The 21,648-nt window shown below is 63.5% G+C and carries 17 protein-coding genes; 10 read left to right on the forward strand and 7 right to left on the reverse strand.

Annotated features, from left to right (window positions below; genetic code table 11):
* Positions 1 to 4 precede the first annotated feature (4 nt).
* The 3 genes from SB771_RS23180 to SB771_RS23190 form a co-directional block, all read right to left on the reverse strand.
* Positions 5 to 943, reverse strand: a complete 939-nt coding sequence (locus tag SB771_RS23180; RefSeq protein ID WP_011659808.1) for an ABC transporter permease subunit — start codon at positions 941 to 943, stop codon at positions 5 to 7.
* An 11-nt stretch (positions 944 to 954) separates the two neighbouring features.
* Complete coding sequence (locus SB771_RS23185; RefSeq protein WP_105832593.1) at positions 955 to 2,568, reverse strand: peptide ABC transporter substrate-binding protein; 1,614 nt, start codon at positions 2,566 to 2,568, stop codon at positions 955 to 957.
* Positions 2,569 to 2,745: 177 nt separating this feature from the next.
* On the reverse strand, positions 2,746 to 3,324 hold the full coding sequence (locus SB771_RS23190) for a cupin domain-containing protein (protein WP_006753630.1): 579 nt from the start codon (positions 3,322 to 3,324) through the stop codon (positions 2,746 to 2,748).
* Between the two features lie 497 nt (positions 3,325 to 3,821).
* Here SB771_RS23190 and SB771_RS23195 point away from each other — a divergent pair, with 497 nt between their 5' ends.
* Positions 3,822 to 5,345, forward strand: a complete 1,524-nt coding sequence (locus SB771_RS23195; RefSeq protein ID WP_011659810.1) for a peptide MFS transporter — start codon at positions 3,822 to 3,824, stop codon at positions 5,343 to 5,345.
* A gap of 120 nt (positions 5,346 to 5,465) precedes the next feature.
* Positions 5,466 to 5,672: a hypothetical protein gene (locus tag SB771_RS23200; RefSeq protein ID WP_126226232.1), complete on the forward strand. Its 207-nt coding sequence runs from the start codon at positions 5,466 to 5,468 to the stop codon at positions 5,670 to 5,672.
* A gap of 56 nt (positions 5,673 to 5,728) precedes the next feature.
* On the opposite strand, the gene SB771_RS23205 is transcribed toward SB771_RS23200, so the two are convergent.
* The 3 genes from SB771_RS23205 to SB771_RS23215 all read right to left on the reverse strand — a co-directional run bounded on the left by SB771_RS23205 (position 5,729) and on the right by SB771_RS23215 (position 8,450).
* Positions 5,729 to 6,853: an OpgC domain-containing protein gene (locus tag SB771_RS23205; protein ID WP_175659980.1), complete on the reverse strand. Its 1,125-nt coding sequence runs from the start codon at positions 6,851 to 6,853 to the stop codon at positions 5,729 to 5,731.
* A 388-nt stretch (positions 6,854 to 7,241) separates the two neighbouring features.
* The gene (gene rarD / locus SB771_RS23210; protein ID WP_012367073.1) at positions 7,242 to 8,141 is read right to left on the reverse strand and encodes an EamA family transporter RarD; all 900 of its coding nucleotides are present in this window, start codon (positions 8,139 to 8,141) and stop codon (positions 7,242 to 7,244) included.
* Positions 8,142 to 8,153: 12 nt separating this feature from the next.
* Positions 8,154 to 8,450: an acylphosphatase gene (locus SB771_RS23215; protein WP_041491699.1), complete on the reverse strand. Its 297-nt coding sequence runs from the start codon at positions 8,448 to 8,450 to the stop codon at positions 8,154 to 8,156.
* A gap of 198 nt (positions 8,451 to 8,648) precedes the next feature.
* On the opposite strand from SB771_RS23215, the gene hpnA reads away from it, so the two are divergent.
* From hpnA to SB771_RS23245, 6 genes are all read left to right on the forward strand, one after another.
* On the forward strand, positions 8,649 to 9,656 hold the full coding sequence (gene hpnA / locus SB771_RS23220) for a hopanoid-associated sugar epimerase (RefSeq protein ID WP_175659979.1): 1,008 nt from the start codon (positions 8,649 to 8,651) through the stop codon (positions 9,654 to 9,656).
* A gap of 108 nt (positions 9,657 to 9,764) precedes the next feature.
* A complete protein-coding gene (locus SB771_RS23225; RefSeq protein ID WP_175659978.1) occupies positions 9,765 to 11,162 on the forward strand; it encodes a phage tail protein in 1,398 nt (465 codons plus the stop codon).
* A 396-nt stretch (positions 11,163 to 11,558) separates the two neighbouring features.
* Positions 11,559 to 14,219, forward strand: a complete 2,661-nt coding sequence (locus SB771_RS23230) for a type VI secretion system Vgr family protein (protein WP_175659977.1) — start codon at positions 11,559 to 11,561, stop codon at positions 14,217 to 14,219.
* A gap of 22 nt (positions 14,220 to 14,241) precedes the next feature.
* Complete coding sequence (locus SB771_RS23235) at positions 14,242 to 16,170, forward strand: esterase/lipase family protein (protein ID WP_175659976.1); 1,929 nt, start codon at positions 14,242 to 14,244, stop codon at positions 16,168 to 16,170.
* A gap of 68 nt (positions 16,171 to 16,238) precedes the next feature.
* Positions 16,239 to 17,456 (forward strand): T6SS immunity protein Tli4 family protein, encoded by a 1,218-nt coding sequence (locus SB771_RS23240; RefSeq protein ID WP_175659975.1) that lies wholly within the window; start codon positions 16,239 to 16,241, stop codon positions 17,454 to 17,456.
* Between the two features lie 16 nt (positions 17,457 to 17,472).
* Complete coding sequence (locus tag SB771_RS23245) at positions 17,473 to 17,736, forward strand: PAAR domain-containing protein (RefSeq protein WP_175659974.1); 264 nt, start codon at positions 17,473 to 17,475, stop codon at positions 17,734 to 17,736.
* A 120-nt stretch (positions 17,737 to 17,856) separates the two neighbouring features.
* On the opposite strand, the gene SB771_RS23250 is transcribed toward SB771_RS23245, so the two are convergent.
* On the reverse strand, positions 17,857 to 19,044 hold the full coding sequence (locus tag SB771_RS23250) for a glycosyltransferase (RefSeq protein ID WP_105784686.1): 1,188 nt from the start codon (positions 19,042 to 19,044) through the stop codon (positions 17,857 to 17,859).
* 432 nt (positions 19,045 to 19,476) lie between these two features.
* Here SB771_RS23250 and ispH point away from each other — a divergent pair, with 432 nt between their 5' ends.
* On the forward strand, positions 19,477 to 20,418 hold the full coding sequence (gene ispH, locus SB771_RS23255; RefSeq protein ID WP_011659818.1) for a 4-hydroxy-3-methylbut-2-enyl diphosphate reductase: 942 nt from the start codon (positions 19,477 to 19,479) through the stop codon (positions 20,416 to 20,418).
* A 12-nt stretch (positions 20,419 to 20,430) separates the two neighbouring features.
* Positions 20,431 to 21,591 (forward strand): adenosyl-hopene transferase HpnH, encoded by a 1,161-nt coding sequence (gene hpnH / locus SB771_RS23260; protein WP_011659819.1) that lies wholly within the window; start codon positions 20,431 to 20,433, stop codon positions 21,589 to 21,591.
* The last annotated feature ends 57 nt before the right edge of the window (positions 21,592 to 21,648 follow it).

Here is a 21,648-nt window from a genome sequence, read left to right on the forward strand (position 1 = left end):
TCGCTCAATAACGGATGCGCGGATCGAGCCACGCGTATGCGAGGTCGACCAGCAGGTTGAACAGCACTGCAAACACGGTCGTCAGCACGACGAGGCCGAGCACCAGCGTGTAGTCGCGGTTGATCGCGCCGTTCACGACGAGCTGCCCGAGCCCCGGCAGCGCGAACACCGATTCGGTGACGACGGCCGCCGTGATCGACGTGATGCAGACCGTGCCGAACAGCGACACGACCGGCATCAGCGCGGGCTTGAGCGCGTGGCGCAGCACGATCGTCGAGCCCGGCAGGCCCTTCGCGCGCGCGGTGCGGATGTAGTTGCTCGACAGCGTCTCGATCATCGAGCCGCGCATCACGCGCGCGAGCAACGACACGTTGATGAAGGTCAGCAGCACGATCGGCAGCAACCGGTACTGCCAGCCGCCGTCGCCCCAGCCGCCGGCCGGCAGCCAGCCGTTGCCGGCCGACGTCTTCAGCAGGATCGCGAAGATCCACACCAGCACCGGGCCGAGCACGAACGGCGGCACGACGTTGCCGAAGTTGCCGAGCAGCATCACGAAGCGGTCGATCACGCTGTCGCGGCGCACGGCCGCGACGGTACCGAGCAGCACGCCGAACACGATCGAGACCGGGATCGACACGCCGCCCACGCCGAGACTCACGGGCAGCGCCTTCTTCACGAGATCGTTCACCGACCAGTCGACGTAGCGGAACGACGGGCCGAGATCGCCGCGCAGCAGCGAACCGAGATACAGCAGGTACTGCTTCCACAGCGGCTCGTCGAGGTGATACTTCGCGTTCAGGTTCGCGAGCGTCGCCACGGACAGCTGCTTCTCCGTATCGAACGGGCCGCCGGGCGTGAAATGCAGCAGCAGGTAGCAGACGGTGATGACGGCGAGAATCGTCGGCACCGCCCACAACGTGCGTCTCAATGCGTAGGCCAGCATGATCGCTCCGCTCAGTGCTTGATCAGGTACATGTCCTGCGACGCACGCATGTCGATCACGTTCTTCAGCGAGTAGCCGCCCACGTAGGGCTTCACGAGACGGTCGGCCGAGTACTGGAACAGCGGCACCATCGGCGTGTCGTTCATCGCCGTGTCGTGCGCCTGCGTGAGCAGCGCGGTGCGCGCCTTGTCGTCGAGCTTCTGGTTGCCTTCGTCGACGAGCGAGTCCATCTGCTTGTTGCAGTAGCCGACGGTGTTCTGCGAGCTGCCGCAGCGGATCAGGTCGAAGAAGGTCATCGCGTCGTTGTAGTCGGCGAACCAGCCGTCGCGCGCGATCTGCACCTTGCCGTCATGCCGTTCCTTCATCAGCACCTTGAACTCGACGTTCTCGAGCTTCGTGTTGATGCCGAGCTTCGTGCGCCATTCCGATGCGGTGAACAGCGCGACCTTCTTGTGCAGGTCGTTGGTGTTGTACGTAAGCGTGAACGACAGCGGCTTCGCGTCCGAGTAGCCGGCCTGCTTGAGCAGGTCCTTCGCGGTCGCGACACGCTTGGCCATCGGCCACGACGCCCATTCCGGCGTGAACGGCTGCGCGCCCTTCGTGCCGTTCGGCATCAGCCCGTACATCGGCTTCTCGCCGGCCTGCGTGAGCTTCGACGTCAGCACGTCGCGATCGATCACCATCGACAGCGCCTGGCGCACGCGCTTGTCCTTGAGCGCCGCGTCGCTGTTGTTCAGGTAGTAGTAGTAGGTCGCGAGCTGCAGGCCCGGGCGCAGCTCGCCGCCGAACTGCTTGCTGACCTGCTGGAAGATGCCCGACGGGATCGAGTAGCTGTAGTCGATCTGGCCGGCCTGGTACATGCGCATCGCGGTTTCGTCGCTTTCGATCGGCAGGTACGTGACCTTGTTGATCACGACCTTCGACGCGTTCCAGTACTTCGCATCCTTGGTCGCCACGATGCGGTTGTTCGGCTGCCAGTCGACGAGCTGGTATGCGCCGTTGCTGACGATGTTGCCGGGGCGCGTCCATGCGTCGCCGAACTTCGCGACGGTGTCCTTGTTCACCGGTGCGAGCGGCGCCATCGCGGTCAGCTCGGGGAAGAACGCGACGGGCACGTCGGTCGTCACTTCGAGCGTGTACGGGTCGACGGCGCGCACGCCGAGCGTCGTCGGCGCGGCCTTGCCGGCGATGATGTCCTTCGAGTTCTTGATGAACTCGACGAGGATCGTGTACTTCGAGCCCGTCTTCGGATCGACGAGACGCTGCCACGAATAGACGAAATCGGCGGCCGTCACCGGCTGGCCGTTGCTCCACTTCGCATCGTGGCGCAGCTTGAAGATCCACGTCTGCGGCGTCTTGCGCTCCCACGACTGCGCGACGCCCGGCACGACCTGGCCGGCCGCATCGATGCGGGCGAGCCCTTCGAACAGATCGAGGCCGATCGTGTTGCCCGTCCACGATTCGATGTGCGCCGGGTCGAGCGACTCGACTTCGGCGGGCACCTGGCGCGTCAGGTCCTGTTGAGGAGCGAGCGCGACGTTCGACGGAACGGTCACGGCGTGAGCGGCGGGCGTCGTCAGGGCGAGCGCGGCCAGCACGGCCGACATGGCATGCAAGGATTTCATCGTGGCGGTCTTGAGAAGGTTGTTCGGTGAGCGTCGCGCGGCGAATGCCGCGGTTACGCTTGAGACGCTGACGGGTGCAGCGATTGGGGAGGCCCGTGGTTCTCGTATTGCATCTTAGTATTCCTTACGTTTCTTTCGACAGGCATTCCGTCTCTGAAACGAAGGAATACCTGTGCGTTAGAACAGCCTCGGTGTACCGACCCAGACCACCACCGACTCGATCTTCGCGGTGTTGACCCAGCTGTGCGGGACCGTCGACTGATAGTGCGAGCTGTCGCCGGCCTGCAGGACGAACGTCTTGCCTTCCAGCGTCAGCGACACTTCCCCTTCAATCACATACAGGAATTCCTCTCCCGCATGCGTCGTTACTTCCGACCGCTTCTGCCCCGGCGGCAACCGCACGAGGATCGCCTCGAGCTGACGCCCTTCGGACACGTTCGTCAGCCTCGCGAACAAATTCGCCGAATCGGCGAATCCGAAGAAGCGCAACTGCTCGCCTCTGCAGACCGAGCGTTCCTCGCTCGGTGTGTCCACGAAGTACTGCACCGTCACGCCGAGCGCCTGTGCGATACCGGCCAGCGACGTCAGCGACGGCGACGCGAGCCCGCGCTCGACTTGAGACAGAAACGGCTTCGAAATACCCGCGGCGGTAGCGGTGTCGTCGAGCGTGCGCTTGAGTCGTTGGCGCAACGCGCGAATCTTGCTGCCCAGAGCGGCAGCGTCTGCCGATCGCGAGTTTTCAGTGGGGGAAACCATAGCAGGCCGAAAAGTGGTCGTCAAAAAATGTTTGATGGAAAGTAACTAAGTTAAATCGAGATGCCTTAATCTTCAGGTTCGCACACGTCTTCGGTGTCGAGCCCGGTGCACTAAACAGGGCACGAAGCGTGCGAAACGACGCGCTATCTTGCCAGACTCGCCGGCTTCACAGGCAAGCTGCAAGCGGCTCTCCGGGAATTTGCGGAGAACGGGCGCAGAGCTTACAAGTAAATGACGAGACAAATGTTCCTGAAAGCTGCTGCCATATTGGGAGTTTCCCTGAGTGGCGCGGACCCGACGCACCGGACCGGCAAACGTTACCATTCGCGCGCCGGTCGGGGCCGCGCGCCGCCTTGTCTGGCGGTGTCCGACCCCGGCCCGGGCTAACCGCCCGACTGCTCCATCGCCGACGCAAAGCCTACCCGGCCACCGTGCTCCGGCGCCAGTTCGACCCCAAGGCGACGCGCGATCCGCGCCGTCCGTTTGAAACGAGATTGATGATGCACGCACCTGTTTCACAAACCCGATCGTTTACGACGGTCTTCCTCATCGAAATGTGGGAGCGCTTCGGCTACTACGGCATGGCCGCGCTTCTGGTCCTCTTCATGGTCGACCGGCTCGGTTTCACCGACAGCCATGCGAACCTGACCTGGGGCGCGTTTACCGCGCTCGTCTACGCGTCGCCGTCGATCGGCGGCTGGATCGGCGACAAGGTGCTCGGCGCCCGTCGCACGATGATCATCGGCGCGGCCGTGCTGTGCGCCGGCTACCTGATGCTGGCGGTGCCGAACGACGCGCTGGCGTACATGTACGCGTCGCTCGGCGTGATCGTCGTCGGCAACGGCTTGTTCAAGGCCAACGCGGCGAACCTCGTGCGCCGCATTTACGAAGGCGACGACGCGCGCATCGACAGCGCGTTCACGATCTACTACATGGCGGTCAACATCGGCTCGACCGTGTCGATGCTCGCGACGCCGTGGATCAAGGATCACTGGGGCTGGCACACCGCGTTCGCGGTCTGCTGCGGCGGCATGCTGCTCGCGATCCTGAACTTCATGCTGATGCACCGCACGCTCGCGCACATCGGCTCGCAGCCCGACGACGAACCGATCCGCTGGAAGCGCCTCGGCGGCGTGGCGGCAGGCGGCGTCGCGCTCGCGCTGATCACGCTGTACGTGCTGCAGCACAAGCAGCTCGCGGTCGCCAGCGTGTGGACGGCCGCGTTCGCGATTCTGGCGATCTTCGCGTACATGATCGCGAAGTCGGAGCGTTCGGAGCGCGCGGGCCTGATCGCGGCGCTGGTGCTGATCGGCCAGGTGATCCTGTTCTTCATCTTCTACGTGCAGATGTCGACGTCGCTGACGCTATTCGCGCTGCGCAACGTCGATCCGCGCTTCATCCTGTTCGGCACGACGCTGTTCACGTGGAGCGCCGCGCAGTTCCAGGCACTGAACCCGATCTGGATCATGATGCTGAGCCCGCTGCTCGTGTGGATCTACAACGCGTTCTCGAAGAGCGGCCGTGACCTGCCGGTCGCGGCGAAATACGCATTCGGCTTCGGCGCGGTGGCGGCCGGCTACCTGGTGTTCACGATCAGCGGCCGCTACGCGGTCGATGGTCGCGTGTCGTCGTGGTTCATGGTGTGGGGCTACGGCCTCTACTCGCTCGGCGAACTGCTGGTGAGCGGCCTCGGCCTCGCGATGATCGCCCGCTACGTGCCGGCGCGCATGAGCGGCTTCATGATGGGCGCGTATTTCGTCGCGACGGGTGTGTCGCAGTATCTGGGCAGCGTCGTCGCGAACTTCGCGCAGATGCCGTCGCACGACCTGCCGGCCACCGAATCGCTGCCGCTCTATCTTTCGCTGTTCGAGAAGCTCGGCTGGCTCGCCGCGATCGGCATGCTGCTGGCGCTGCTGCTGCTGCCGATGATGAACCGCCTGTCGCGCCAGCATCAGCGCTGCGCGGACGAGCGCCGCGAGGAAGAAGCGGTGCAGGCGCAGGCGATGGCCTCGGCTCAGTAAGTACTATCCCTCGGCGTGCGGCATGCACGCCACATTCTCCCGCCAGCACGGCCAGCACGTCCTACACTGGTTGCAACGGCGCAACCGTTCCATCGCGGTGCGCACTGGCGGGAGAACATCATGAAAAGCAAAACGACTCGGCTCTTGAGGATACTGTCGGACATCCGGCACGCGCAGCGCTGCACCGCATTGCGCGCGGCACGGGCCGCGGCCGAAGCCGACGCGGTGCTCGCGCAGGAGGACGATCCGAAGTCCGACGAACGCGACGACACCGAATCCGACGACGCGACGGCGGCCCCCCGCTCCCGCATCGGCTCACCTCACTGAGCGTTCCGACGCCGCGCGGGCTCCTTGCCTGCCGCCCGCGCGCGCTCCCGCGCCGCTCATGCGGCCGCGCCGCGCCAGCGCGCGAACCACGATCCCGATCCGGCCACGGCCATCATCAGCCCCACCGCGCACGCGTCGGCCGCGAGGCCCACGCCGATATGCCGCAGCTCGGCGCCGTTCGCGACCGGATGCAGCAGCGAATCGATGACGAGCGAGATCGCCGCGCCCGCGACGAAGCAGATCAGGCCGCGCCGGCCGACCGCGACGACGGGCTGCACGGCGTGCGCAATGCGCGCGATCCAGCCGTAGCGCACGCAGTCGGCCATCAGCCACGCGAGAGCCACGAAGCTCACGATGCGCGGCAGCGCGAGATCGCGCTTGAGCACGCCTTCCGGCACCGGCAGCCCCGAGAACAGCTTGTAGCTCGCGCAGCCGAGCACGATCGCACACGCGACGCCGGTCGCCGCGGCACTCCAGCGCCCGAGCGCGACGTGCCGATAGAACGGCTGGCTGCGCGCGAGCACGCCGCCGACGAACATCAGCTGCCACGCGAACGGGTTGAAGCTCCAGCGGAACGCATCGGTGTCCAGCAGTTCGGGGCCGAGCCAGCCGGCCGCGAGCCACGACGCCGCGCTGAACGCGACGAGCAGCCACGGGTGGCGACGCGCGAACGGCACGACGACCGGCGACGCGAGCGCGAACAGCACGTACATCGGCAGCACCGACGCGAGATACGGCTGGCGCTGGAACGTGAGCAGCTCGGCCGCGCCCGTGAGCGGCGACGCGAGCATCACGCTGACGTCGTCGAGCGCGAGGTTCGGCGCGTCGATCCCGTAATGGTCGAGCACGGCGGACGCGACGAGCATCAGCGTCGACGTCGCGAGAAACGCGCGATAGATCTGCATCGCGCGGTGCACGAACCGCCGCTGCGCGGCGCGCGCACCGTGCCGGTCGGCGATCGCGCCGTAGGCGCTCGCGGTCGCGAAGCCGCCGAGGAACACGAACACCTCGGCCGCGTCGCACAGCGCGAACGCATGGAGCGTCACGCGCGACAGCACGCTCGCACTGATGTGATCGACGACGATCATCAGCAGCACGATCCCGCGGAAGAAATCGACTTCGATCAAGCGGCCGCCGCGCGCCGGCGCAGCCGCGGCGGCGGGCGGCATGCTCAGCGACATGGCCGCACCCGCGCGAGCACGGCGCGGCATGCACCGGTGGAGGAGTCGAAAGGAAGAAGGCGCAGCCGATCAGCGGCGATACGCGTATGCTCGCATCGCGCCAGCCCGGCCGGCCCGGCACGGAGATGACCGTTCATGGAAAAGCCGCATACGAAGAGAAGACGGTCAGATCAGTCTAGTGTCCGGGTGGGGGATACCCTAAGTAACAAAATGCAACGGAATCTTCTGTTCGATTACACGGGTGACGGCGGTGATACGAAGCTGGCGACGCGGTCAGCGTGACGTCAGTGCGTCGCCAGTTCGACGCCAGGATCGCGGGAATTCGACGCGACGAACGCGCAACGCGTAGCCCGTTTCCGCGCGGCGGTCGTGCCGCGAAAGACAACGCTCAGCGACGCGCGGGCAGGCGCCGCATCAGCATCGCGCTGTGCCACGCGGTCAGCGCGACGGCGACCCAGATCGGCCCGTACGTCGCGAGCTGCGCGACGCTCAGCGTCTCGCCGAGCAGCAGCAGCGACACCGCGACGAGCAGCACGGGCTCGACGTAGCCGAGGATGCCGAACAGCGCCATCGGCAGCATCCGGCTTGCCTTCAGGTAGCTCGCGAGCGCGAGCGTGCTGAGCACGCCGAGCCCCGGCAGCAGCGCGGCCCACAGCAGCGGATGGCCGGCGACCGGCGTCGCGCTCGTCGATACCATCGCGAGCGCGAACGGACACAGCAGCACGATCTCGACCGCGAACGCGGCCAGCGAATCGGCGTTGATCCGGCGGCGCAGCACGAAATACGGCGGATAGCCGAGCGCGACCACGAGCGTCGGCCACGCGAACGCGCGCGTCGCCCACACCTCGTGCGCGACGCCGAGCGCGGCGAAGGCGACCGCCGCCCATTGCAGCGGATCGAGCCGTTCGTGATAGTAGAAGCGGCCGACGAGCACCATCGTCAGCGGCAGCAGGAAATAGCCGAGCGACACTTCGAGCATGCGCCCGTGCAGCGGCGCCCACAGGAACAGCCACAGCTGCAGGCCGAGCAGCGCCGCGCTCACCGGCAGCGCGATCAGCAGGCGCCAGTCGCGCACGCTGCGTCGAACGAGCTCGACGAGCGCGGGCCAGCGGCCGCGCAGCGCGATCAGCGCGAGCGCGCCCGGCGCGGTCCACACGATGCGCCACGCGAAGATGTCGAGCCCCGTGAGCGGCGCGAGCAGTTTCGCGTAAGCGGACATCAGCGCGAACAGCGTCGACGCCAGCACCGACAGCACGATGCCGCGCCCGGCCTCCGGATACCCCGTCATGTTGTTTTCGCCTTACTGCTGCTGGAAGCGATCGAAGCGCCTTTCGATCAGACGTTCCTCGAACGTGACCTCGGTCACGCGTGCGGCCGGCGGCCCGTGGCGCAGCCACGCGAGCATCCGGTCGATCTGCGCGCCGGGGCCCTGGATCATCGCCTCGACGCTGCCGTCCTCGAGATTCGCGACCCAGCCGCGCAGCTTCAGCGCATGCGCCTCGCGCACCGTCGCGTGACGGAAGCCGACGCCCTGCACGACGCCGCGCACCCGCACGTAGTAGGTCTCGATCCGTTCGTCCAGTTCATTACGGCTCATCGCGTCGCCCTCCTGTTGCATTCAAGCCCGGCATTGTAGTCGCGTCGGCGGCTTCCTACACGCACCCGGCAGGCCGGGCGTCGGCCGCCGCCCGATGCGGCCGCCACGCGCGGCGCTCGCGTCGCCGGGCGCGCCGACCACGTACAATCTCGCCGACGCACAACCGCCGCGCCGCCCGCGCGGCCCTGAAGGAAACGCATGACTGATACCACCCGCGATCTCGTTCTCGTCACCGGCGCGTCCGGTTTCGTCGGCTCGGCCGTCGCGCGCATCGCGCAGCAGAAAGGCTATGCGGTGCGTGTGCTGGTGCGCCCGACCAGCCCGCGCACGAACGTCGCGGATCTCGACGCCGAGATCGTCACCGGCGACATGCGCGACGAGACGTCGATGCGCGCCGCGCTGCGCGGCGTGCGCTACCTGCTGCACGTCGCGGCCGACTACCGGCTGTGGGCGCCGGATCCGGACGAGATCGAGCGCGCGAACCTCGAAGGCGCGGTCGCGACGATGCGCGCGGCGCGTGCCGAAGGCGTCGAGCGGATCGTCTACACGAGCAGCGTCGCGACGCTGAAGGTCACGAGTGCCGGCGATCCGTCCGACGAAAACCGGCCGCTGACCGCCGAGCAGGCGATCGGCGTGTACAAGCGCAGCAAGGTGCTGGCCGAGCGCGCGGTCGAGCGGATGATCGCCGACGAAGGGCTGCCGGCCGTGATCGTCAATCCGTCGACGCCGATCGGCCCGCGCGACGTGAAGCCGACGCCGACCGGCCGCATCATCGTAGAAGCCGCGCTCGGCAAGATTCCCGCATTCGTCGATACCGGCCTGAACCTCGTGCACGTCGACGACGTCGCGCACGGCCACTTCCTCGCGCTCGAGCGCGGCCGGATCGGCGAGCGCTACATCCTCGGCGGCGAGAACCTGCCGCTGCAGCAGATGCTGGCCGACATCGCGCAGATGACGGGTCGCAAGGCGCCGACGATCGCGCTGCCGCGCTGGCCGCTCTACCCGCTCGCGCTCGGCGCGGAGGCCGTCGCGAAGTTCACGAAGAAGGAACCGTTCGTGACCGTCGACGGGCTGCGGATGTCGAAGAACAAGATGTATTTCACGTCCGCGAAGGCCGAGCGCGAGCTTGGCTACCGCGCGCGTCCGTACCGCGAAGGGCTGCGCGACGCGCTCGACTGGTTCGGCTCGGCGGGCTATCTGAAATAGCACAACGCGGCGTGCTTCACGCCGCTTTGCGCACTTTGTTACACGTCGCTGACGGACCGGCACCGGCGCAGCGGTTAAAATCGCGGGTCTTACGCAGAGAAGACACGCATGAACCTGAACGATCAGATCGATTCGCTCAACGCGGGCGTCGATCAGCTGCTCCACGATCACCACGCCGCGCAGCAGGCGGCACGCAGCGCGGAAGCGTTCGCGCGCGCCGCCGCGGCGGAAGCCCAGGCCGCCGCCGAGCGTCACGCCGCCGCGGAGACCGAAGCGCTGGCCGCCGCGCAGCGCCACACGGCCGCAGCCGCCGACGCCACCGCCGCGCAGCAGCGCCACGCCGATGCCACCGCCGCGGCCGAAGCCGCCGCCCAACGCCACAACGAAGCCGCCGCGCAGGCCGAAGCCGCCGTCCAGCGACACACCGAAGCGACCGCGCTGACCGAAGCGCTCGCGCAGCGTCACGCGGATGCGGAAGCCGCGTCGCAGCGCCATGCGGCCGCGATCGCCGAAGCCGAGGCGGCCGCGCAACGTCATCACGCCGCCGCGACCGAAGCGGAAGCCGCCGCGCAGCGTCATGCCGCCGCCACCGCGGAGGCCGCGGCCGCCGCGAAACGCCACGCGGATGCGACCGCCGAAGCCGAGGCCGCGACGCAACGTCACGCGGCCGCGATCGCCGAGGCCGAAGCGCTCGCGCAGCGTCATCTGCAGGCGATCGCCGAAGCGGAAGCCGCCGCGCAGCGCCACGCCGATGCGACCGCCGAAGCGCAAGCCATCACGCAGCGCCACACTGAAGCCATCGCGCAAGCCGACGCGGCCGCGCAACGCCACGCGCAGGCCACTGCCGAAGCCGAGGCCGTCGCGCAACGCCACAGCGAAGCGATCGCGCAGGCCGAAGCGGCCGCCGAGCGTCACGCGAAGGCGATCGCCGACGCGGAAGCGCTCGTCGAAGCTGTTGTGAAGGACGCGGCGACGAACCCGGCGGCGTCCGACAACGCGATGGCCGTTGCGGCCGTCGCGGCCGAAGTCGTCGAGCCGGTTGTCGAACCCGCTGCCGCGCCAGTTGCCGCCGATGAAGGCGCTTCGGCGCCGGCCGATGCGAGCACCGCCGTCGTCGCGACGAACGGCGCCGCCGGCGCGATCGAAGTCGCCCCTATCGAAGCCGCGGACACGCCCGCGGACAAGCCGACGCTGCACGTCGCTCGCCCGTCGCAGAACGAACTGACGCTGACCGTCAACGGCCAGTCGATCACGCTGCACCCGGAGCAACTGGGCCAGCTGATCGAGGAACTCGCGCATGCGCGCGCGTCGATGCAGCCGGAACCGCCGCCCGGCATCCCGGCCGGCTGGCGCTTCGTGACGACGAAGAACCCGATGATGGCCGTGCAGAAGCAGTCGAACGGCGACCGCCTGCTGGTCGCGCGCCACACCGGCTACGGCTGGGTGCCGTTCACGTTCTCGCCGGACGTCGTGATCCAGATGTACATGATGCTGACGCAGCGGTAAGCGGGCGCAGCACCGCCGCAAAGAAACAGCCCGATCGGTTCGCACCGATTGATCTATACCCCGAGGGGTCGAATTTTCCGTTCGTCCCCCGGGGTATTTTTTATGACGCTGACCCACTTGAGGATTCAAGGGCTGTGTGCGCTGTCACATATTCAAATCTCTGATTGGCTCACAACTAGTCGCGAAATATCTGTCAAGGCTGACAGGTTTTTGGATCGCTTGATTGACAGCAGCAAAAGTAGTTCGTAAGGTTTAATTTTTTGTGGCGCGCCGACTGGCTTTTACAATCTTTCGGATATGTACCGTGCATGACTGGAAGATTGAAACGCCGATCGACAAGCGGGGGTAAGCTGCACGGCACGGGTAATCGTCGAGACCTGAGAGCACAAAATAACAATGAATCCAACAGAACTTATCCGCGCCGTCACGGCGCAGTTTCCGAACTTTGAACGGCTGCTATCCGGCTTCACACAATCGCGCCGGTTGCTGCAAGTGCAGTTCGCCCCATCGATGGGCCTGCCGGGCAATGCCGTCTTGCCACATCAACTCACTTCAAGCGAAGGTATTTGCGAGCCGCTCAGGTTCACCCTGCAAGCGCTATCCAGCGATATTTCAATGCCACTGAAGGCATTCATCGGTGCGCCCGTGGCGTTCCAGGTAGGCGACGTCGCAGGTACTGAACGAACCATTTGTGCAATCGTTTGCGAAGCGCGTCAATTGGCCGCCGATGGCAGTTTCGTGCTTTACGAATTCGTGTGCACCGACGCGCTTTCATTGCTTGATCGACGGGTAACCTGGCGTGTATTTCGCGATGCATCGGTTGTCGACATTTCACACGCGATCATTCAAGAGCATACGACTGGCAATCAGGTCATCGGTGCAGCGTTTCGACTCGATACAAGTGCGCTCGGCACCTATCCAAGTCGTGGGTTCACGATGCAGGCGAAGGAAAGTGACCTCGCATTCATGACTCGCTTGTGGCGTCGCGAAGGCATTAGCTGGTACTTCACGCACGCAATCGAGAATGGCGCACCTGTTCACACATTGAATCTTGTCGACAGAACGGACGCATGGAAGGCAAATCCGGCCGGCCTTGTACGCTTCAATCGTGCGGACGCGACGGAACCGGACGACACGATTTTCGCGTGGGAGGCGTACAGAGAACTTGCCCCCGGTGCCGTGTATGCGGCATCACATGATTATCAAACCGCCGGTGTCAAACAACTTGACACCACGACTTCACAGGACCAAGGCGAACACGGTAAAGCCCTTGCCGCGACGCTAACCCAATATTGGTACGACTCGCCGCACGTCGCGGAAAATGCCGACCACTACGAACAGGTTATGCAGCGTCGCCAGCTTGCGCTCTCGCAAGGTGCAAAGCACTTTGCCGGTCAAAGTGTCGTTCGCGCATTCGTGGGTGGCTCAGGCACCGTCTTTTCGATGGCTGGCCATCCGGAGATCGACAAGCATTCCGCCGAAGACCGTCGCTTCGTGTTGACGCATGTGGAGACGCAGGTGCGAAACAGTCTTCTCCCGAATTCCCCCGGGAAAGGCAGGTTCGCAATCGAAGAGGATAGTCCGGTCCTCAATCGCTTCGAGTGTGTTCGAGCATCGACGCATATCGTTCCGAAGTGGGACGCGTCCTGCGTTCCGGCCGTCGGTCCAATCAGTGCACGCGTGGTCGGAAACGGTGAAGTTGATGTGGACGAACAAGGGCGGATATGCGTGCAATTCCTGTTTGCCCGGCGAGACGACCATCCCGATAGCGGCGCAAGCGGCACACCACGCGACTCCGCGCGTGTGCGCGTCGCGCAACCGTGGGCGGATGCGCAATCCGGGACAGCGTTCTGGCCCCGGGTCGGTTCCGAGGTTCTCGTTCTATTCATGCAGAACGATCCGGATAAGCCGATCGTAGTCGCAAACATGTTCGACGCGCGACATGCGCCCGTGCAGTTCGCCAGCGCAGGCGATTTGCCCGACAACGCGCCGCTATACGGCATTCGGTCGAAGGAAATCGGCGGTCCTGGCTATGGCGAACTGCAATTTGATGACACGACCGCACAGACCAAGACCAAACTCTCCTCAGAACACGGCAAAACTCAACTGAATCAGGGCTGGATCGGCCATCCTCGCAACAAGGGTGTATCGGAAAAGCGCGGCGAGGGTTTCGAACTTCGCACCGATCTGGCGGGCGCAATTCGTGCCGCACGCGGGATGCTCCTTTCAACAGATGCCCGCAACAATGCAAGCGGACGCGTGCTGGATCGGGCTGAATTGACCGGTCAATTGGAACTCGCGTTATCTATCGCGAAGAGGCTGAGCGAACTGTCGTCGACGCATGACGCCTACGAAACGGATACAGGTCCGCAAGAGAAGTTGACGAAAAGCATTCGTGAGTGGACAGACGACGGCGGAGCGGCAGCGATCGGCGTTACTGCGCCGGACGGTATCGCGATGTCCAGCCCGGCAAACGTTCTTGCTGTCGCAGGCGGGAATGTTGAATCGGTAGCAGCTCAGGATGCGAACATCAGCGCCGGTCGGCGCATTTTGATGCGCGCCGCGCAGGGGCTATCGGCATTCGCCAAAGCCGGGATGAAGCTTATGGTGGGATCGGGCGACCTGACCATTCAGGCGCACCAAGGCAAGGGTGAGATCGGCACGTCCGAGCGTTTGCATATTTACTCGCTGGAAAAGCTGATTCTGGAAGCACCGGAACTGGAACTGCGAACAAACGGCGCAGTGATAAAAATTTCGAACGGGAAGATCGTCCAATCGTCGACAGGTGAGCATCGGATTGAATCGAGCGGCTTTCAGGCAGTGACGGGCGGCGGCGGTACGGCCGACCTACCGAACATGCCGACTTCGTCAATGAAGACGGACGAACGGTTTAAGGTGGTCGGCCCAGACGGCAAGCCGCATGTTGGGCTCGCGCACGAGGTTCTGGATGATGCCGGTGGCATTCGCGATCAGGGAAAGCTAGGGGCCGATGGCACGCACTCGCAGCTCGCGAACGATAGCGAAATTCGGCCGGTTACATTCCGGCCGGTTGACTGAACACAGAAAAATATCAATAGAAATGGCTACCGCTGAAACTGCAAACGAGAATTCCGAGTGTGGAGTAAAGCAAGCGTATCGTCGCATTCCGCTTCGGTTCGATGTGAACGGCAACCCGTACTTTGATAGCGTTATGAGTCCGGAATCGTTCAAAGTATGTGCGCTCGGTAAACTACCGCCGCGGCACGTCATTCCTGTGATTTTCGTGCCGGGTATCATGGGAACGAATCTCTGCGGCAACAAGAACGCGACCAAGCCTGGCGAACCCGCATGGAGTCCGCCTAACGGCAAGATGGCGGGGCTAGGCGAATGGTTCCGGCGACTGCATCAAAGCGCCGCGGCCAGACAAATGCAGATTGGCCCTGAGCGAGTCGAAGTGGACCGCAGCGGAAAGGTAAATATTCCACGATATTTGTTCTCGTTGACGAATGACGAGGCGAAGCGACGTGGATGGGGAGAAATTCACTTCGATAGTTACGGCGGGATTCTTGCTGAACTTGAATATGCGTTGAACGAACCGTTCGTCGAACCCGAACTGCCTTCCGATGCCCAAAAGCCGAAGGACGTTTGGCAAGTAGCTCAGACACTAGAGCGAATCGTAAAGAATCAGAAGGTCGACGTTCGCAAGGAGTGGAACCCGCAGGGTGTGACAATCGAGCCGCTTGCGTCGGATGAATTCTCTCGAGTGTCGCAGTACTACTATCCGGTATGGGTATGTGGTTACAACTGGCTTGCTTCAAACGACGCATCTGCGGATCAACTCATCAAACGTATCGACGAAGCCATCGAGTATTACAAGAAAGGTTCCTATTGGATTTCTACCGGCAAAGTCATCATCGTCACACACTCAATGGGCGGACTTGTTGCGCGCCGTGCTGCGCAAAAACTGAGCGGCCGCGGAAGCACAACGTCGAGCGATGACAGGCGAGTCGGAGGAACAGAAAAATCGGACGACGCGAACGAAACGCAAGTCAAACCGCTGGACTCCGGGGGAGCGACGGACGGATCAGCTAGCGGCACGACAAGCAACGCAGGACCGGATACTGTGTTAGGTGTCGTCCATGGAGTGCAACCGGTGGGCGGCGCGCCTGTTGTGTATCGGCGCTTCCGCGCGGGTACTGAAGTGAACGGGACGTTCAATATCGAAGGTGCGCTGGTGGCGGAAATCATGGGATGGAGCGCAGCCGATATTGTGTGCGTGATGGGAAATTCGTCCGGTCCGCTGGAACTCTTGCCGACCAAGCACTTCGCGCCAGGATGGCTAAAGTTTACACGGTATGCCAACGGGAAAAAAACCGAAGCAATGCCCGCGCTTCCGCTATCGAATCCGTATGCAGAAATTTACTCCACTACAGTGAAAGACGTTTGGTGGGGAATGGTTAATGAATCACTCATTAATCCAGCCGGCCTGAACAATGACGTCGGCTCCAAAGATATCAATCGTTACTCCAAGGCCATCGGAAAAGCAGAGGATTTTCACGATGCCTTGCAACTGTATTGCCATCCGGTTACCTATGCATATTATGGCGCAGACAAAAAACAGGTTTCTTTCGGAAGCGTCACCTGGTCCACCAAAGACGAAGTCGGCTCCGAATTTGAATGGCAACTCCCCACACTAAAAACCAACGACTTCGATTTATTTGGAAAATCCACGTTGAAGGTAGCCCAACAAAAAGCGATTTTTAAGTTGGAAAATGCACCACCGCCACCTAAAAATGATCAGATCAGCGATACCACATTTTCCGGAGACGGAACGGTCCCATTCGACTCCGGGAATTTGATTGTCGAAAGTGGTTCTCAGCCCGTCACATTTCGCATGTCTGGCTTCGATCATCAAATGTCGTACAACAACGAACCCGTGCGCGAGTGTGTGTTATGGTGCATCGCGAAGATCGTACAACTCGCGCCACCAGTCCAGCAAACTGGCGCGTCTACTCAGGGAAGCGCATGAAGGTACAACGACTAATTGCATTGACCCTCACATTTTTGTCTATGACTTGTATGGCTGGCGAACCGAACATGAATGACTCGAAGACATACTGTGTTGGCCGATTCCTTGTCGATGTTCCGGCAAACATGGAACTATATGCGCAGATGGGCGAATATATGTTTGGCCCCGTTCAAACAAATACGCGATACCCAAATATCGCAGCCTTCCAAAAAAGAATGCAGGAACGGGAAGCCGGCCTTAAAAGACCGGAGGGTAAAAGTGATCTTGCATTTGATCGCGCGATCGACTTGCGTACCAACGGGGTGGTATTTCTTAAATCAACCACTCTCTATGGGCGAAAGATTGAAGGATTTGAAGCTTACAAATGGATTAATGGACGGACGTTCTTCATTGACGCAGACGGATTTGACACGGACAAATACGCAGCGCTAACCGAGAAGCTGCAAAGTAAATTCTTGCCAAGTCTTCGCGCCCGCACTCCGAATGAAATTCCTACACAAGCGGGGTTTTGCCTGAGAGACGGCTTTTTCGCAGATGATGGGAAGACATCTCAACACGAAATTGCGTCGATTACGTTCAAATTATCGAGTGCACCGGGACTGCTCATTCATGTAACAACGATGACCGCGAAGCCGGATGCAAAATCGTTGCTGCAGCGCGTCGATAGTGGCGTAGTGCCGGGCGCACTGCAATCTCTTGTGTCAGGAATTCGCACATTGCGGCGCGGCGAGCACGATGTGAATGGCCGCAAGGGTGAGGAAGGCCTATGGTCGCTCCCCACCGACGCAGGTTTCCGGGCCTATCAGTTTCATTGGGAAGCGCAAGGGGAACACTTGCAGCCACTGAAACCTACGCTTTCGGTTGAATTGACGACGCGCGAGGATCAACGCCCTGGTTTGACGGAAGAACAAGCAACCAAGCTATTCGAGTCGATTGTGAACTCAGTACGGCTACGCCCAACATCCGGTGGAGGCCAAGTAAGTACAGCAGGGACGCCGCCGGTTCCCTTAAACAGCATCGTGCAGACTGGGGCGGCCTGTCCCCGCAGCGGCTGGTGGACGTGTCCTGAAGCGAATGGGCTTTCCGTGGTCGGCGGTAGCCGTCAATACTTCGAACTCGGAGCGGTCATGCCATCGATCGAAATATTGAATCAACCAGGCATTCTGGACCGTGTGTTGGGTCGGGAGTCAAAGCACAGCGTGCCGACAACGTGGACGCTGGTTGCAGTTGACGACGTTGCGCCGCCGGGCGCGGTGGATGAGGGCAACGCTGCCCCGCAAGGGTGACGGAGAACGACGACCGATGCGTAACGTTATTCGAGTAGGTGACGCGACCGACCATGGTGGACAAGTCCAGGGCGGCGCATCAAATTTTGACGTAGACGGCAAAGCAGTCGCCCGAATGGGCGATCCCTGTATCTGCCCGATTGAAGGGCATCAAGTCTGCGTAATCGCGGAAGGCGACCCGAACTTCGTGGTTGAGGGTCGCCCGGTAGCGTTCGATGGGCACAAGACGACATGCGGCGCAACGCTGCGCTCCAGCATGTCGGAATTCGGTATCACCTGATCGCTCATTGGTGTTCGACGTAGCGCAACAGAAAGCAGACAGCCCGATCGGTTCACACCGATCGGGCTGTCTGCTTTCCGAGGCCTGGAAGTCAGCCGGCACACGCCGGCATCCTTCAGTTCAACGCTCCACCGGCGCCTGCACCCGCGCCTTCCACTGGCCGCCCTTGCCGCGCCAATAGCGCCACGCGGACGCGAACGTCGCTCCGACGTAGAACAGCGCGACGAGCGGCAGCGCGGGCGCCCACAGCGGCGAGCGCCGGTAGTAGCGCAGCATCGGCGCATACGCGGTGCACATCGACGCCCACGCGAGCCACGCCGGCCACGCGCGCGCACCGTACGCCAGCGCGGCGACGGGCGGCACGAGGTAGATGATCGTCATCCCGAGCAGCGTGCCGGCGAGCAGCAGCGGCGAATAATGGAGCTGCGTGAACGCGGTGCGCGCGATCATGTTCCAGATGTCGCGCCAGCTGTCGTACGGACGCAGCGACACGCTGCGCTCGGCCAGATCGAGCCGGATCGGATGCCGGCCGCTGCCGCGATGCTTGATCTGCGCGGCGAGGCTGCAGTCGTCGATCAGCGCGCCGCGGATCGATTCGATGCCGCCCGCCTCCTCGAGCGCGCTGCGCTTGACCAGCATGCAGCCGCCCGCGGCGCCGGCCGTCCGGTTGCGCGGATTGTTGATCCACGAGAACGGATAGAGCTTCGCGAAGAAGAACACGAACGCCGGGATCAGCGCCTTCTCCCAGAACGAATCGCAGCGCAGCCGCACCATCAGCGACACGAGATCGCGCTGTTCGGCCTGCGCGCGCGTGACGAGCTGGGCGACGGCGTCGGGCGGATGGCCGATGTCGGCATCCGTCAGCAGCAGGTAGTCGGCCGGCAGCCCGAGCGTGCGCACCGCCGCGATGCCCTGCGACTGCGCCCATACCTTGCCGGACCAGCCGGACGGCAGCGGCTTCGCGGCCAGCACCGTCAGGCGCTCGGCGCGGTTGATCGCGAGCGCGGCCGCGCGGGCCGCGTCGGCGGTGCCGTCGTCGCTGTGGTCGTCGACGATGATCAGATGAAAATCGCCCGGATAGTCCTGCTCGAGCAACGACGTCGCCGCCTGAGCGATCACGTCGACCTCGTTGCGCGCCGGCACGACGGCGACGACGGCCGGCCAGCCGGCCTCGGCCGCGGCGCCGCGCGCCTGCGGCGGCAGCGCCCGCGCGGGCCGCGCGCGCCAGAAACCGCCGCGCGCGACGAGCAGCACGATCCAGATCAACAGCGACAGGCCGGACACCAGGAAAGTGATCGCCAGCATCATCGGCAAGCCCCCTGCCGGACACCGGCGCGAACGGCCCGGGCGCCTGCGGCGCATGATCGGTCGAGCATATTGAGGGTCGGAGTAAAAGAGTCCATGACCGCACGGGCGGCAGGGCAATACGCGTAAGAATCGACGGTCATCGAATGGCCTTGAAATGAGCGCGACGCCGGGCAGCCGAACCGGCTGCCCGCGAAAGCGCGCAGTTTACCGGGTTCCGCGCGCGCCAGCGCCGACGCGGCTCTGCTGTGGATGCAACACGCTAGATACAGCACCAGAGCACGGACGGCCCGATAGGGTTAAAATGCGCGATTAATTCGGGGTTCCGGGGCCTGGCCTGGCCGGTTCGTTCCTGCCTTCATAACATCAAGCCGGGGCGAGCGAGCCGTGCCAGCTCCTCGAACCCCGGCGTCTGTCGTCGGAGTTCGCTCATATATGCGAGTCATCCTTGCCCAGCCCCGCGGCTTCTGTGCGGGGGTTGTCCGCGCAATCGAAATCGTCGATCGCGCGCTGCAACAGCACGGCGCGCCGGTCTATGTGCGTCATGAGATCGTGCATAACCGGCATGTCGTCGAAAATCTGCGTAATAAAGGGGCACGATTCGTTGAGGAACTCGACGAGGTGCCGCACGGCGCCGTGGCGATCTTCAGCGCGCACGGTGTCGCCCAGACGGTCGAACGCGACGCCGAAACGCGCGGGCTCGACGTGCTGGACGCCACCTGCCCGCTCGTCACGAAAGTGCACGTGCAGGGCCGCCAGTACGTCGCGGCGGGCCGCCGGCTGATCCTGATCGGCCACGCGGGCCATCCGGAAGTCGAAGGCACGATCGGCCAGATTCCGGCCGAGGTGATCCTCGTGCAGAGCGAGGCAGAAGTCGATACGCTGACGCTGCCGGTCGATACGCCGGTCGCGTACGTCACGCAGACCACACTATCGGTCGACGACACGCGCGGCATCATCGAAGCGCTGCAGCGCCGGTTCACCGACATCGTCGGCCCGGACACGCGCGACATCTGCTACGCGACGCAGAACCGCCAGGCCGCCGTGCGCGAACTGAGCGGCCAGGTCGACGTGCTGCTGGTCGTCGGTGCGACGAACAGCTCGAACTCGAACCGCCTGCGCGAGATCGGCACCGAAAGCGGCGTGCCGAGCTATCTCGTCGCCGACGGCTCGGAAGTGAAGCCCGAATGGTTCGCGGGCGTGCAGACGGTCGGCCTGACCGCCGGCGCGTCGGCACCCGAGGAAATGGTTGAGGATGTAATCGGCGCGCTGCGCGCGCTGGGGCCCGTCGATGTCACGACGATGGCGGGCCGTGAAGAAAAAGTCGAATTCAAGTTGCCGGCGAAGCTTACGCAAGCTGTCGCCCGCGAAGTTTAAGGAGGACATCTCTTGTCTATTCCGCTGCTCCAGCAAGTCCGCGTCGGCGCATACATCATGCGCCAACACCTGTCCGGCAACAAACGCTATCCGCTCGCGCTGATGCTCGAGCCGCTGTTCCGCTGCAACCTCGCGTGCAACGGCTGCGGCAAGATCGACTATCCGGACCCGATCCTGAACCAGCGCCTGTCCGTCGAGGAATGCCTGGGCGCCGTCGACGAGTGCGGCGCGCCCATCGTGTCGATCGCCGGCGGCGAGCCGCTGCTCCACAAGGAGATGCCGGAGATCGTCAAGGGCATCATGAAGCGCAAGAAATTCGTGTACCTGTGCACGAACGCGCTCCTGATGGAAAAGAAGATGGACGACTACGAGCCGAATCCGTACTTCGTCTGGTCGGTCCACCTCGATGGCGACAAGGAGATGCACGATCATTCCGTGTCGCAGGAAGGCGTGTACGACAAGGCGGTCGCGGCCATCAAGGAAGCGAAGCGCCGCGGCTTCCGCGTGAACATCAACTGCACGCTGTTCAACGATGCGATCCCCGAGCGCGTCGCGAAGTTCTTCGACACGCTCGAGCCGATCGGCGTCGACGGCATCACCGTGTCGCCGGGCTACGCCTACGAGCGCGCGCCGGATCAGCAGCACTTCCTGAACCGCGACAAGACGAAGAACCTGTTCCGCGAGATCCTGAAGCGCGGCGAAGGCGGCAAGCGCTGGTCGTTCAGCCAGTCGTCGCTGTTCCTCGACTTCCTGGCCGGCAACCAGACGTACAAGTGCACGCCGTGGGGCAACCCCGCACGCACCGTGTTCGGCTGGCAGAAGCCGTGCTATCTGGTCGGCGAAGGTTACGTGAAGACCTTCAAGGAACTGATGGAAGACACGAACTGGGACAACTACGGCGTCGGCAACTACGAGAAGTGCGCGGACTGCATGGTCCACTGCGGCTTCGAAGCCACCGCCGTGATGGACACGATCTCGCATCCGCTGAAGGCGCTGCGCGTGAGCAAGAAGGGCATCAAGACCGACGGCCCGTTCGCACCGGACATCTCGATCGCGAAGCAGCGTCCGGCCGAGTACGTGTTCTCGCGCCACGTCGAGATCAAGCTCGACGAAATCCAGCGCGCCGGCAAGGGCAAGCTGCAGAAGCCGGCGAAGTCGGCAACGGCGGCTTAAGCGCGTGTCGCCACGTGGAGGCTGACGCCTCCGCGCAGGCAGGCGGCAAGAAAGCGC

Origin of the sequence: Burkholderia sp. SIMBA_051 (genome assembly GCF_046534915.1) — a bacterium.
GTDB lineage: Bacteria > Pseudomonadota > Gammaproteobacteria > Burkholderiales > Burkholderiaceae > Burkholderia > Burkholderia ambifaria.